At 54.5% G+C, this 13,412-nt stretch carries 11 protein-coding genes; 4 read left to right on the top strand and 7 right to left on the bottom strand.

Translation table 11 applies throughout. The features are described 5' to 3' along the window. Positions 1-69: 69 nt before the first annotated feature. Positions 70-1,077 (top strand): nucleoid-associated protein YejK, encoded by a 1,008-nt coding sequence (gene yejK / locus DFO56_RS13165; protein ID WP_020454417.1) that lies wholly within the window; start codon positions 70-72, stop codon positions 1,075-1,077. 226 nt (positions 1,078-1,303) lie between these two features. Here the strand turns inward: yejK and rplY are convergent, their stop codons facing one another. Together rplY and DFO56_RS13155 are read right to left on the bottom strand one after the other, a co-directional pair. Further along, a complete protein-coding gene (rplY, locus tag DFO56_RS13160; RefSeq protein WP_017458549.1) occupies positions 1,304-1,588 on the bottom strand; it encodes a 50S ribosomal protein L25 in 285 nt (94 codons plus the stop codon). A gap of 123 nt (positions 1,589-1,711) precedes the next feature. Then, positions 1,712-3,472 carry a DEAD/DEAH box helicase gene (locus DFO56_RS13155; protein WP_045514093.1) on the bottom strand — a complete coding sequence of 587 codons (1,761 nt, stop codon included), beginning with the start codon at positions 3,470-3,472 and terminating at the stop codon, positions 1,712-1,714. Positions 3,473-3,621: 149 nt separating this feature from the next. On the opposite strand from DFO56_RS13155, the gene rsuA reads away from it, so the two are divergent. The 3 genes from rsuA (at position 3,622) to DFO56_RS13140 (ending at position 6,217) form a co-directional block, all read left to right on the top strand. Further along, complete coding sequence (gene rsuA / locus DFO56_RS13150) at positions 3,622-4,329, top strand: 16S rRNA pseudouridine(516) synthase RsuA (protein WP_045514096.1); 708 nt, start codon at positions 3,622-3,624, stop codon at positions 4,327-4,329. A gap of 14 nt (positions 4,330-4,343) precedes the next feature. Further along, positions 4,344-5,537: a Bcr/CflA family multidrug efflux MFS transporter gene (locus tag DFO56_RS13145; protein ID WP_020454414.1), complete on the top strand. Its 1,194-nt coding sequence runs from the start codon at positions 4,344-4,346 to the stop codon at positions 5,535-5,537. Between the two features lie 335 nt (positions 5,538-5,872). Beyond that, positions 5,873-6,217 carry a YejG family protein gene (locus DFO56_RS13140; protein ID WP_020454413.1) on the top strand — a complete coding sequence of 115 codons (345 nt, stop codon included), beginning with the start codon at positions 5,873-5,875 and terminating at the stop codon, positions 6,215-6,217. A gap of 1 nt (position 6,218) precedes the next feature. On the opposite strand, the gene yejF is transcribed toward DFO56_RS13140, so the two are convergent. The 5 genes from yejF to DFO56_RS13115 all read right to left on the bottom strand — a co-directional run bounded on the left by yejF (position 6,219) and on the right by DFO56_RS13115 (position 13,404). Continuing rightward, positions 6,219-7,808, bottom strand: a complete 1,590-nt coding sequence (gene yejF / locus DFO56_RS13135) for a microcin C ABC transporter ATP-binding protein YejF (RefSeq protein ID WP_045514098.1) — start codon at positions 7,806-7,808, stop codon at positions 6,219-6,221. 1 nt (position 7,809) lies between these two features. Beyond that, positions 7,810-8,835 (bottom strand): microcin C ABC transporter permease, encoded by a 1,026-nt coding sequence (locus tag DFO56_RS13130; protein ID WP_045514100.1) that lies wholly within the window; start codon positions 8,833-8,835, stop codon positions 7,810-7,812. Further along, the gene (locus DFO56_RS13125; RefSeq protein WP_017458542.1) at positions 8,835-9,935 is read right to left on the bottom strand and encodes a microcin C ABC transporter permease YejB; all 1,101 of its coding nucleotides are present in this window, start codon (positions 9,933-9,935) and stop codon (positions 8,835-8,837) included. The genes DFO56_RS13130 and DFO56_RS13125 overlap by 1 nt, the downstream gene beginning before the upstream one ends. A 9-nt stretch (positions 9,936-9,944) precedes the next feature. After that, entirely contained in the window at positions 9,945-11,753 is a 1,809-nt protein-coding gene (locus tag DFO56_RS13120; protein ID WP_045514103.1) for an extracellular solute-binding protein, read from the bottom strand. Positions 11,754-11,847: 94 nt separating this feature from the next. Further along, the gene (locus DFO56_RS13115; protein ID WP_045514106.1) at positions 11,848-13,404 is read right to left on the bottom strand and encodes a cyclic di-GMP phosphodiesterase; all 1,557 of its coding nucleotides are present in this window, start codon (positions 13,402-13,404) and stop codon (positions 11,848-11,850) included. Positions 13,405-13,412 lie beyond the last annotated feature (8 nt).

Genomic DNA, 13,412 nt, shown 5'->3' with positions numbered 1-13,412 from the left:
TTTTTATCAGCAGTTGCACAGTCGCGTTGGTGGTGGTTGAATACCGCCGGTCTAAAAGGAGAGTTTATCATGAGTCTGGACATCAACCAGATTGCCCTGCACCAGCTTATCAAACGTGATGAGCAAACCCTCGAACTGGTGCTGCGCGATTCTTTGCTGGAACCAACCGCGCCTGTCGAAGAGATGGTCGCTGAGTTGCACCGGGTTTACAGTGCAAAAAATAAAGCTTACGGCCTGTTTAACGATGAGAGCGAGCTGGCGCAAGCGCTGCGTCTGCAGCGCCAGGGCGAAGAGGAATTTCTGGCCTTCAGCCGTGCGGCAACCGGGCGCTTACGTGATGAACTGGCAAAATATCCGTTCGCTGATGGCGGTATTGTGCTTTTCTGCCACTACCGATACCTGGCGGTGGAGTATCTGCTGATCGCCGTGCTGAACAACTTAAGCAGCATGCGCGTTAATGAACATCTGGATATCAGCTCTACACACTATCTGGATATTAATCATGCGGATATCGTTGCACGTATCGATCTCACGGAGTGGGAAACCAATCCAGAGTCGACCCGCTATCTGACATTCCTGAAGGGCCGGGTAGGGCGAAAAGTCGCCGACTTCTTTATGGATTTCCTCGGCGCCAGTGAAGGGCTGAACGCCAAAGCGCAAAACCGCGGGTTGTTGCAAGCGGTGGACGATTTTACCGCTCAGGCGGAGCTGGATAAATCAGAACGCCAGACGGTACGCCAGCAGGTTTACACCTACTGTAATGAGCAGTTGCAGGCGGGCGAAGAGATTGAACTGGCGTCGCTCTCCAAAGAGCTGGCAGGCGTTAGTGAAGTCAGTTTCGAGGAGTTCACCGCAGGTCAGGGCTACGAGCTGGAAGAGAGCTTCCCGGCGGATCGCAGCACGCTGCGTCAGCTGACTAAATATGCCGGTAGCGGCGGTGGCCTGACCATCAATTTCGATGCGTTACTTCTCGGCGAGCGTATTTTCTGGGATCCGGCGACCGATACGCTGACCATTAAAGGTACGCCGCCGAATTTGCGTGACCAGCTGCAACGCCGCTTGACCGGCGGGAAGTGATCCTCTGAACCTGCCCGTGTGGGCAGGTTTTCTGCCATGCGCCCCATGGGAGCCGTTAACCCGGGTATCGATTTCACATGACTGCGCGCGAGCATTGCTCAACCAGCTTAAAAGCGAGCTGACAGTGAAAGAGGACTATTCGCGTATGGGCGGGCCAGCCGCTTATCGATAGCGAGCAGGCATAAAAAAACCCCGCCGGAGCGGGGTTTCTTCAACTTGTCGGCGATTAAGCGCGAACGAAGTCGATGTGAGTCAGTTTGGCTTTGTACGGGTGACGTTGTACAGCCTGAACTTTCACTTTTACTTCTTTGCCATCAACAGCGATGGTCAGAACTTCGCTATAGAACTCAGCTTTCGCCTGCATGTTCCACAGTTTGTCGTGATCCAGTTCGATAGCGATTGGCGCTTCAGTTCCACCGTAAACGATAGCCGGGAACTTGTTCGCTGTGCGCAGGCGGCGGCTCGCACCCTTACCCTGCTCTTTACGTACTTCTGCGTTAATAGTAAACATTTGAATCTCTCTTAAATAATCCTGTTACAGGCGACCCAGCAACAGGCAGATGATCGGCTTTGCGGATGCAAAAGCGGGCGGTATTCTATCCCTGAATGTTCGATACATCAATCAAAAGCGCGTTTATCCCCGTAATTCATGTGCCCGCCGGAAACGGCCTTCATAATCGAACACTTTTTCCCGCACTTGCCAGTACTGGCCTTTCATCCGCGCGACGACGAAATCAGGGTGGCGTAACAACGCCTGCTGCGCCACGATATCCGCCGCGACAATCCAGCGCAGTGGCACGCCTGGCGTGCGAGTGTGGGGGCGAATAAAGAGTTGTTCAAAGGCGGTGCGTTGTGCGGCGGTTTGCAGGCGGAAGCGCTCACTGACATCCGCACCATCTTCATCGTAATAGGTGATTTTCAGCCATTCGCCTTTATCATCCGCGCCCTGTTGCAACGTCATACCACTACAGCGCAGCACCAGCGCATCCTTCAGTTTCAGCGCCGCTTTTAGCATATCGTCCGGGTCGACCAGCACTGTATCGCAGGTGCGACAGCGCCGGGCGGCGATATCATTTTCTGCGTTGCATTGCGGGCAGTTTTTAAAGCGAAAACGGAAATCGCACTGCTCGCGGTGGCCGTCATCATCTTCCAGCCAGCCCTGGCAGCGGCGACCAAAATGTTCAATCAGCGTGCCGTCGGCGGTGGTTTTTCCCCAAAAGGTATTGGCAAAACCGCACGCCGGGCAGAACACTTGCACCGGCACATTATCGCTTTTACCTTTTGGCGCACCGATTTCCGGAGCGTAGAGATCGTGCGGGTTGCCCGCGTAGTCCAGGATCAGGCAGTCGGTTTTTCCTGGCGCAAGGCGCAGGCCGCGACCAACAATTTGCTGATACAGGCTGACGGATTCGGTCGGGCGCAGAATGGCTATCAAATCCACATGCGGCGCATCAAAACCAGTTGTCAGTACCGCTACGTTTACCAGAAAGCGAAATTGCTGATTTTTGAAGGCTTCGATTAAAGCGTCACGCTGTGGACCGGGGGTGTCACCGGTGATCAGCGCCGCATCATCGGTAGGTAACAAGCCGGTTATCTCGCGCGCGTGTTCGACCGTAGCGGCAAAAATCATCACCCCTTTGCGCGTCTGTGCAAATTCGACAATCTGGCTAACAATGTGCGGCGTAATACGCTGCTGTTTTTTCAGTTCGCGGTTCAAATCCGCTTCGCTAAAAAGGCCATTACTTTGCGTCTGCAAACGGCTGAAATCGTACTGCACTACCGGCATATCCAGCCGTTCCGGCGGTGTCAGGTAGCCGTGCTTAATCATGTAGCGCAGCGGCAGTTCATAAATGCAGTCGCGAAACAGCGCTTTTTCATCACCGCGCACCATGCCGTGATAATGAAAGCGGTAAATCCAGCCTTTACCGAGGCGAAAAGGTGTCGCCGTCAGGCCCAACAAACGCAGGTGAGGGTTCACTTCGCGCAAATGGCTGAGGATTTGCTGATACTGGCTGTCATCGTCGTCGCCGATGCGGTGGCACTCATCGACCACCAGCAGGGAAAATTCGCCCTGAAACTGCGCCAGATTACGCGCAACGGACTGAACGCTGCCAAACACCACTTTGCCGTGGCTCTGTTTGCTTTTAAGCCCGGCGGCGAAAATATCGGCCTCCAGCCCAAGCGCGACATATTTCGCGTGGTTTTGCGCTACCAGCTCTTTAACGTGCGCCAGCACCAATACACGCCCGCGCGCCAGCCGCGCCAGTTCGGCGATAACCAGGCTCTTTCCTGCACCGGTGGGCAGCACAATGACCGCAGGTTCGGCATGTTGACGGAAGTGGGCGAGGGTGGCGTCCACGGCTTCGCGTTGATAGGGGCGTAAGGTAAAAGTCATTATCTCGCAGGGGTTACACATTCACACTGCACAGTATGCCACGAATCTTTCCTTTGAGCGGTCTGTGATGCTCGTTATACTGTTTGGGTACTCATTTCTGTTTTCGGGCGTATTGCCCGCACCCAGCACCATACAGGCAAAAAAATTTCATGCGACTTGATAAGTTTATCGCTCAGCAACTCGGCGTCAGCCGCGCTATCGCCGGGCGTGAAATCCGCGGCCAGCGCGTTACGGTCAATGGTGAGATCGTCAGAGATACCGCCTTTAAACTGCAACCCGCACACGAGGTTGAATACGACGGCAATTCCCTCGTTCAGCAAAATGGCCCGCGCTACTTTATGCTGCACAAGCCAGAAGGTTACGTCTGCTCGACGGACGATCCGGATCACCCGACGGTTCTCTATTTCCTCGATGAGCCGGTGGCGCATAAGCTGCATGCGGCAGGGCGCCTGGATATTGATACCACCGGTCTGGTATTGATGACCGACGATGGTCAATGGTCGCACCGCATTACTTCGCCGCGCCATCACTGCGAAAAAACCTATCTGGTGACGCTTGAATCGCCGGTCGCAGATGACACCGCTGAGCAGTTTGCCCGTGGCGTACAGTTGCATAATGAAAAAGATCTCACCAAACCAGCGGTGCTGGAAGTTATCACGCCGACACAAGTGCGTCTGACTATCAGCGAGGGGCGTTACCATCAGGTAAAACGGATGTTCGCTGCCGTTGGCAACCATGTTGTGGGCCTGCACCGTGAACGCATTGGTGCGATTGCGCTTGATGCGGATCTCGAACCGGGCGAATACCGGCCATTAACCGAAGATGAAATTGCCAGCGTTGGCATGCCACCCCGCTAATTCAGGAGATTTACGTGACCCGCAGGCCACACTCATCATTGAGCATTGTGTTTATCCTTGGTCTGTTGGCCATGCTGATGCCGTTATCCATCGATATGTATCTGCCTGCGCTGCCAGTGATTGCCGAACAGTTTGGCGTTCCGGCGGGCAGCGCACAGATGACGCTGAGTACCTATATTCTGGGCTTTGCGGTCGGTCAGTTGTTATACGGGCCGATGGCCGACAGCATCGGGCGTAAGCCGGTTATTCTCGGCGGCACGCTGGTTTTTGCCGCCGCTGCCGTTGCCTGTGCACTGGCGCAGAGCATTGAGCAGTTGATTACCATGCGCTTTTTTCATGGCCTTGCGGCGGCAGCGGCAAGCGTGGTGATTAACGCGCTGATGCGCGATATTTACCCACGCGAAGAGTTCTCCCGCATGATGTCGTTTGTCATGCTGGTGACCACCATTGCGCCACTGCTGGCCCCGATGATTGGCGGCGCGGTATTGGTCTGGTTCAACTGGCACGCCATTTTCTGGATCCTGGCGATTGCCGCATTGCTGGTCTCGGCAATGATTGTCTTTTTTATCCGCGAAACGCTTCCGGTTGAAAAACGGCAAAAATTCCATTTCCGCACCACGCTTGGCAACTTCGCGTCGCTGTTTCGCCATAAACGCGTACTGAGCTATATGCTGGCGAGCGGTTTCAGCTTTGCCGGTATGTTCTCTTTTCTCAGCGCCGGGCCGTTTGTCTATATTGAAATTAACCATATCTCACCGCAGGACTTTGGTTACTACTTTGCGCTGAACATTGTGTTCCTGTTTGTGACGACGATGATTAACGGTCGCATCGTTCGCCGTGTTGGTGCCTTAAATATGTTCCGCAGCGGGCTGTGGGTGCAATTTGCCATGGCGTTGTGGATGGTGGTGACGGCGCTGCTGGATGTCGGTTTTTGGTCGCTGGTGCTGGGCGTTGCGGCGTTTGTCGGCTGCGTTGCGCTAGTGGCTTCAAACGCGATGGCGGTGATCCTGGATGAGTTTCCGCACATGGCGGGCACGGCATCATCACTGGCGGGGACGTTCCGTTTTGGCATTGGCGCCATTGTGGGGGCGCTGCTGTCGATGGCGACATTTAACACTGCCTGGCCGATGATTTGGTCAATTACCTTCTGCGCTACCTGCTCGATTCTCTTCTATCTCTACGCCAGCCGGGCGAAAAAATCGGCATAACCCGCCTGAACAGGGAGCAAAAACGCTCCCTTTTTTGATACATGTCAACCAGAAACAACTTACCTTTACACGCATTTGTTTATTTTATGTAAAATCTCTTCGTGTAAAAAGTCACATCATTGTAGTGAAAAAGGTTGAGTTAGATCGCAGAAACGGGTACATATACCCCGAAACCGGGCCTGTCGCTTACCCATAAAATCCTGATAAATGAGTGACTACCCCACACGCCACGCGGGATGCGTTCATTTCTGTGTGGTCGACATGATGAATTGTCAATAGTGTGTTAATATAAGTGTGAAATATTTGTGAAGTAAAAGTACTTCCGGGGAAAGAACGTGAATACATTACAGCTCTCCATCATCCACCGTCTGCCCCAGTCCTATCGCTGGTTAGATGGTTTTGCAGGTGCCAAAGTTGAACCGATTCCGCAAAATGGTCAGGCAGCGGACGACACGCTTGTCGCCTTAAAACTGTTGAGTCCGGATGGCGACAACGCATGGCCCGTCATGCACAAGCTCAGCCAGGCGCTGAGCGATATCGAAGTGAATTGCTCCGTGCTTGAGTGCGAAGGGGAACCGTGCCTGTTCGTCAACTGCGAGGATGAGTTCGCCGCGACGTGCCGCCTGAAAAATTTCGGTGTTGCCATCGCGGAGCCCTTCTCAGGACAAAACCCTTTCTGATTTAGCTTAATGCCAGAAGCTGGCGTGTATACGCCTGTGCAGGCGCATCAAACACACGTCGGCACTCTCCTTGTTCCACCACTTCACCCTCTTTCAGCACAATCACTTGATGGCACAAGGTGCGCACAACCTGCAGGTCGTGGCTGATGAAGATGTACGCCAGCCGGTAGGTTTCCTGTAAGGATTTCAGCAGTGCGAGGATTTGCGCCTGCACCGTGCGATCCAGCGACGATGTCGGCTCATCGAGAATAATCAGCTCAGGCTTGAGGATTAGCGCACGGGCGATAGCGATACGCTGGCGCTGGCCGCCGGAAAACTCACCCGGGAAGCGGTGCCGCGTTTCGGCATCCAGCCCGACTTCACGCATCACCTCGATCACACGTTGTTCGCGCTGTTCACGTGAGAGCTCCGGGTGATGCACCCGCAGCCCCTCTTCGATAATTTGCTGCACATTCAGCCTGGGATTCAGGGCCGAGTTCGGATCCTGAAAGACCACCTGAATACGGTGGCGTACCGGCAGCATCTGCTTGCGGTTCCATTGATGCAGCGGTTTATTATCAAACAGGATCGTCCCGCGCGAGGCCACCAGACGCAGCAACGCTAAGCCGGTGGTACTTTTCCCCGAACCGGATTCCCCCACCAGACCGAGCGTTTCACCGGGGCGCAACGTAAAGCTAATGTTCTTCACCACCGTGTTGTTATCCACCACGCGCTTAAAAATCCCTTTGCGGACTGGGAAGCTAACGGCGAGATTTTCAACCCGTAACAAGGGCTGTGCATCGGGATGAAGGGCGACGGGCTCGCCGCTGGGCTCGCTATTGAGCAGCTTTTGCGTATAAGGATGCGCCGGTGCGCTGAACAAGGTCTGTGCACTGTTTTGCTCGACACAGCGGCCGTTTTGCATCACCGCCACATTGTCCGCCAGCTTACGCACAATGCTTAAATCGTGGGTGATAAACAGCAGCCCCATGTTCAGCTCATCGCGCAGCTCGCGCAATAAAGTCAGGATTTGCGCCTGCACGGAGACATCAAGTGCGGTCGTCGGCTCATCGGCAATCAGCAGTTCGGGACGCGTGAGCAACGCCATTGCGATCATCACGCGCTGGCGCTCACCGCCGGAAAGCTGATGCGGGAAATCGGTCAAACGTGCGCGGGCGTTGCGGATGCCCACGCGATCCAGGCAATCAAGCATTTCTGCCCGCGCCGCTTCACGCCGCATACCACGATGCAACGAGAGCACTTCATAGAGCTGTTTTTCCAGCGTATGCAGCGGGTTCAGGGAGACCATCGGCTCCTGGAAAATCATGGCGATTTTATTGCCGCGCACGCCGCGCAGGGTTCTTTCGCTGGCATGCAACAACGAGTCGCCATGAAACAGGATATCGCCGGAAGGGTAAACCACCGGCGGTGAGGGAAGCAGGCGCAGGATCGATAACGCGCTAACGCTTTTACCGGAACCGGATTCGCCCACCAGCGCCAGCGTTTCGCCCGCCTCAATCCGCAAGGAGAGGTCATTAACGACAGTATGCAGCGTATCACGCTGGCGAAAGGCAATACTCAGCGCATCGACAGAGAGCAGGGGAGTCGCCATTTTACACCGCCTTATTGGGGTCAAACGCGTCGCGCACGGCTTCGCCAATAAAAATCAGCAGCGAAAGCAGCAGCGCGGTAGAAACAAACGCGGCGATACCCAGCCACGGTGCCTGTAAATTATTTTTGCCCTGCAATAGCAATTCGCCGAGCGACGGTGAACCGAGCGGCAGACCAAAGCCGAGGAAATCGAGCGAGGTGAGCGTGCCGATCGAGCCGCAAAGGATAAACGGCAGAAAGGTCAGGGTGGCAACCATTGCATTGGGCAGCATATGACGCAGGATAATGCCGCGATCGCCCACACCCATGGCCTGCGCGGCGCGGATATAGTCGAAATTACGCGTACGCAGAAATTCGGCCCGCACGACGCTCACCAGCGTCATCCAGCCGAACCCCACCGTGATGCCGAGAAGCCACCAGAAGCCAGGTTGGATCACACTCGAAAGTAAGATGATTAAAAACAGTGTTGGCAACCCCGACCAGACTTCAATAAAGCGCTGTCCGAGTAGATCGATTTTACCGCCGTAATAACCCTGTACCGCACCGGCCAGAATACCGATAACGCTGGAAAAGAGAGTCAGCATTAAACCGAACAGTAGCGAGATGCGCGTGCCGTAAAGGAGTCGCGCCAGCACATCTCCGCCGTTCGCATCGGTACCGAGCCAGTTTTGCGCCGAAGGCGGGGAAGGGAAGGGCTGCGTGGTGGCGTAGTTGATGCTGCGCGCCCCGAAACGCACCGGTGCCCACAGCACCCAGCCGTGCTCTTCAAGCTGCTTTTGCAGCCACGGATCCTGATAATCAGCAGGCGTTGCCAGGGGGCCGCCAAAATCGCTTTCGCTGTAATCTCTCACCACGGGCGCGAACCACTGTCCCTGATAGCGCACCAGCAGAGGCTTATCGTTAGCCACCAGTTCGGCGCACAGACTCAGAATAAAAATCACCAGGAAAATCCACAGCGACCAGTAGCCGCGGCGGTTATGGCGAAAACGCGCCCAGCGCGCCCGATTGATGTAGCTTAATTGAACCATCAGCGCCCCTCGAAATCGATGCGCGGATCCACCAGCGTATAGGTGATATCACTGAGGATATTCAGCAGCAGGCCGATCAAAGAGAAAATATAGAGTGTGCCAAACATTACCGGGTAATCCCGTGAGACGGTGGCTTCATAACCCAACAACCCCAGCCCGTTCAGGGAAAAAATCACCTCAATCAGCAACGAACTGGTAAAAAACATGCTGATAAATGTCGCCGGAAAACCGGCAATAACCAGCAGCATGGCGTTACGAAACACATGTTTGCGCATAATATTGCGCTCACTGACACCCTTGGCGCGCGCGGTTACCACATACTGCTTACGGATCTCATCAAGGAAGGAGTTTTTGGTCAGCATGGTCAGCGCGGCGAAACCACCAATCACTGTTGCCAGCACCGGTAGCGCGATGTGCCACAAGTAGTCGGTGATTTGCTTATACCACGGCAACGTGTCGAAATTGGTCGACACCAGCCCGCGCAGCGGGAAGAAGTCGTAATAGCTGCCGCCCGCGAAGAAAATAATCAACAAGATGGCAAACAGAAACGGTGGAATCGCGTAGCCGACAATAATCAGCGCACTGCTCCAGCTATCAAAGCGGCTACCGTTATAGACCGCTTTGCGAATGCCAAGGGGAATCGACACCAGATAGATAATTAGCGTGCCCCACAGGCCAATGGTCACCGAAACCGGCAGGCTGTCTTTAATCAGTTGCAACACCGACGCGCTGCGAAACAGGCTGTCGCCAAAGTCGAAACGCGCATAATCCCACAGCATTTTGAAATAGCGCTGGTACATCGGCTTATCAAAACCGTAGCGCTTTTTGATCTCTTCAATGACTTGCGGATCAAGGCCGCGACCACCGCGATAGTGGCTGTTATTGCTCAACGCATCGCCGACGCCTGTGCGTGCATGTGTGGCACCCATTCCGCCACCGCCGCTACCGGGGAGGTTGCTTTGGTCGCCATACTCAATAGCCGCAATAGCCTGATCGACCGGGCCGCCGGGGGCAATCTGCACGATAAAAAAGTTGATGGTGATAATTGCCCAAATCGTAGGGATGATCAGCAATAACCGGCGAATGAGATACGCGCCCATCTCTTCTCCTTAACGTCTGGCAGCGGGCAGTTTCGCCGCCTTGTTTACGTCATACCACCAGGTGTCAAACCCAAGGGAGTAGACGGGGCGAATGCCGGGCATGGAAAACTTATCCCAATAGGCGACGCGATCGGCTGCCATGTACCACATTGGCAGCATGTAATAGTTCCAGATCAGCACGCGATCCAGCGCGCGTCCAAGCGGAAGTAACTTCTCTTTGTTTCCCTGCCAGCGGTTGATTTGCTCGATCAGGTTATCGACCGCCGGGTTTTTGACGCCGGCAGCATTATACGAAGAGTCAATGTATTGCGAGCTCCAGGAGATTTGCAAGTCGCCGCTCGGCCACGGCTGCGCGCGCCACAGACTCGGCATCATGTCATAGTCGCGGCGGCGCAGACGATTGGTGGCCTGCGAGTTATCGACCTGGCGCACATCCATATTGATGCCAAGCCGCGCGAGATTGTGCTGAAACGGCAAAACCCACTGCGTATTGCCGCCGGAGGGCAGCAGCAGTTCAAAAGTTAAAGGCTGGCCGGTTTTGGCATTAACGCGCTGCTGATTTTTCAGTATCCAGCCGGATTCAGTGAGCAATTTATCGGCTTTCAGCAGGTTTTCGCGGTCATAGCCGTCCGCGTTTGATTTCGCGGGCGAATAAATGGAGGTAAACACTTCCGGCGGCACCTGTGCTTTTAGCGGCGCCAGAAGCGTCAGTTCCTCGGCGTCAGGATAATTACGCGCAGCATATTCGGTGTTCTGAAAATAGCTGTTGGCGCGGCTGTATGCCCCGTAGAACAGCGCTTTGTTCATCCATTCAAAATCAAAGGCCAGCGACACCGCTTCGCGCACGCGGCGATCGCTAAATACCGGACGCGTGGTGTTAAATGCCAGCCAGCGCGTATCCTGCGCGGAGGTATTTGGTTGCTCATCTTTAACGATATACCCCCGGCTGAAATTGCTGCCGATATAGCGCGTCGCCCAGTTTTTCGCATCGCCTTCGCTTCGCAGGTCGTAAGCGCCTGCTTTGAACGCCTCGAATGCCACATTGTCATCGAGGTAGTAGTCATAACGAATGTTGTCGAAATTCCAGCGCCCCCGATTTACCGGTAAATTTGCCGCCCAGTAATCGCGAACGCGGGTATAGGCAATGTATTGCCCCATGCGCCAGGTGCTGATGCGATAGGGGCCGCTGCCCAGCGGCGGGCGGGCGAGCGGATCGCTCAGCTTATGATCTTTCCAGAATTTCTCCGGCATAACGGGCAGCGTTAACAGGCTGAGCATGTCCTCTTTACCCGGTTTGGCCAGCACAATACGCACGGTAAGCGGCGAGATAGCTTTGACGGTCGTGCCTTTGTAGACCAGGCGGAACTGCGGCACACCTTCGGTCATAAATTTCTGAAAGGTAAAGGCGACGTCGCTGGCGCGGATCGGTGAACCGTCATGAAATATCGCCCGCGGATTGATACTGATCTCCATCCACGAATAATCATCGGCGTAGCGCGCCATTTCCGCGACCAGCGGGTAATAGCTCCCGGGCTCATCGTCCGAGGTGGTAAACAGGGCGTCGTAGAGCGCTTCAGTGCGCACCGCTGGGTTCCCGCGTAATGCGTAGCGGTTGAAGTTATCAAACGTGCCAATGACGGACAGCGTGACGTTACCGCCTTTAGGCGCGGCGGGATTGACGTAATCAAAATGGGAAAAATTAATCGCGTATTTGGGTTCGCCAATAACGGCAAATGAGTAGCTCTCTTTTATGGTTTGCGCCTGACATGTCAGGCCGACAAAAGCCAGCAATAAAGCTGAAATGCGCACAAACTTCATCCGGTGTGTTCCTTTGACCTGCAACGCGACAGGCTCGCTAACTACTTATCGTTGAATAATAAGGGAGGCCTGGTCTGATGTGAAATTATTCACGCTAAAGCATGGTGGTGAACTCTGGCGGATGCCACGCGACAAATTGCTCCAGCGTCAGTGGGCGGCTGAAGAGATAGCCCTGCATGTAATGAATGCCATGTTCGCGTAGCCACCTGGCTTGTTCTGGCGTTTCGACACCTTCGGCAACCGTAAGCATATTTAACCGCTTCGCCAGCGTAAGGACGGCGTCGAGCACCGGCGATGTCACGGTTTCTGTGCCGATGGCGTTAACGAAACCACGGTCGATTTTCAGATAATCAAGCGTAAAGCGTTCCAGATAAATCAGTGCGCTGTGCCCGGTACCGAAATCGTCAATAGCGATTTCATAACCTTCGTCGCGCAGCGAATCAAACAGTTTGGTCACTTCCGTATAGCGCAGCATATCCCGCTCGGTAATTTCCAGCACGATACTGAAATGGTGTGGGGGCAGGGAGTGGGCGAAGTTGCGGATATCGTCAAGGAAATTGGCGGCGTGCAAATGGCCTGGCGCGATATTAACGCCCATTTTTGCGCCCGGCGGAAGCAGCGTTTGTAACACTGGCGCATCACGAGCTATCAGGTCAAACAGATGCAATGTCAGCGGCACAATAAGCTGCTGCGCTTCGGCAAAGTGAATAAAAGCGTCAGGCGATATTTCTCCTGCGGTGGGATGCCGCCAGCGCATCAGCACTTCGATACCCGTCACTTTCAGATCTTTCGCGCCGATAACGGGCTGATAAACGACATAAAACTGGTCGCGCTTAATGGCCGTGAGGATTTCTCTGCCGGGGCGCAATTGCGTATTAAGGATGAAAGCGCTCAGCAATGCTGCCAGCATGCCGAAGGTTGCTCCCAGCAGTGCGGCGAATTGTATATCTTCCGGACGCCACTTTTCTGCGTAGAGATAAAGCGTGATTGGCGAACCTTCAATTTGGGTAGTCAGAAAAGGGGACTCTGGCATATTGCTCAGGTTAATAAGCCCGCTGGAAAACGTGGAGACAGCCCGATCGCCAATACCAAGAGCGATGCCGGTTAAATCCGGTTGCTGCGAGGTGTAAAGCCGGTAGGGAGTCAGATTGATGTTCAGCGTAGCGAATATGCCCCGATGATCCAGTAATGGGCTGCGAAACCAGAGTGCAATGGCGGGTTTATCCGGCATCATCGGTGTTCCGGGTAAAAACACCATATCGCTGGTTTTATCGAGATCGATTTCCGGAACCAGATCTTTCATCGCAAGACTCATCTCGCCGGTGGCCGAGGAGCAAAAGGCGTAGCGATCTTTTACCAGTAAAAAAGCACGCACGTTCATGCTGAATGCGGCGCGGGAAGTGAGTTCGCCAGCGACGGCGTGGCAATCATTCAGTGTGAGCGGCTGGAGCGATTCGGCCGTGGCGCGGATATCGTTGAGATAGTCCGAAAGCCAGGACTGCATATTCGTAAGCAGCATATCGTATCTGGCTTCCCGCCGTTGTTGTTCGAACCAAAACTGACAGCCACTCGCGATTAATGCTGAGAACAGACCGATAAGCAGGCTGGTCAGCAAAATTTTTCGATTAACTGAAAAATGGCGGGTGAACATGGCGTTGG

It is taken from the genome of Kosakonia sp. AG348 (assembly GCF_003337365.1).
Lineage (GTDB): Bacteria > Pseudomonadota > Gammaproteobacteria > Enterobacterales > Enterobacteriaceae > Kosakonia.
Note: the sequence above shows the minus strand (reverse complement) of the source record. Positions and strands in the feature narration are given on the sequence as shown.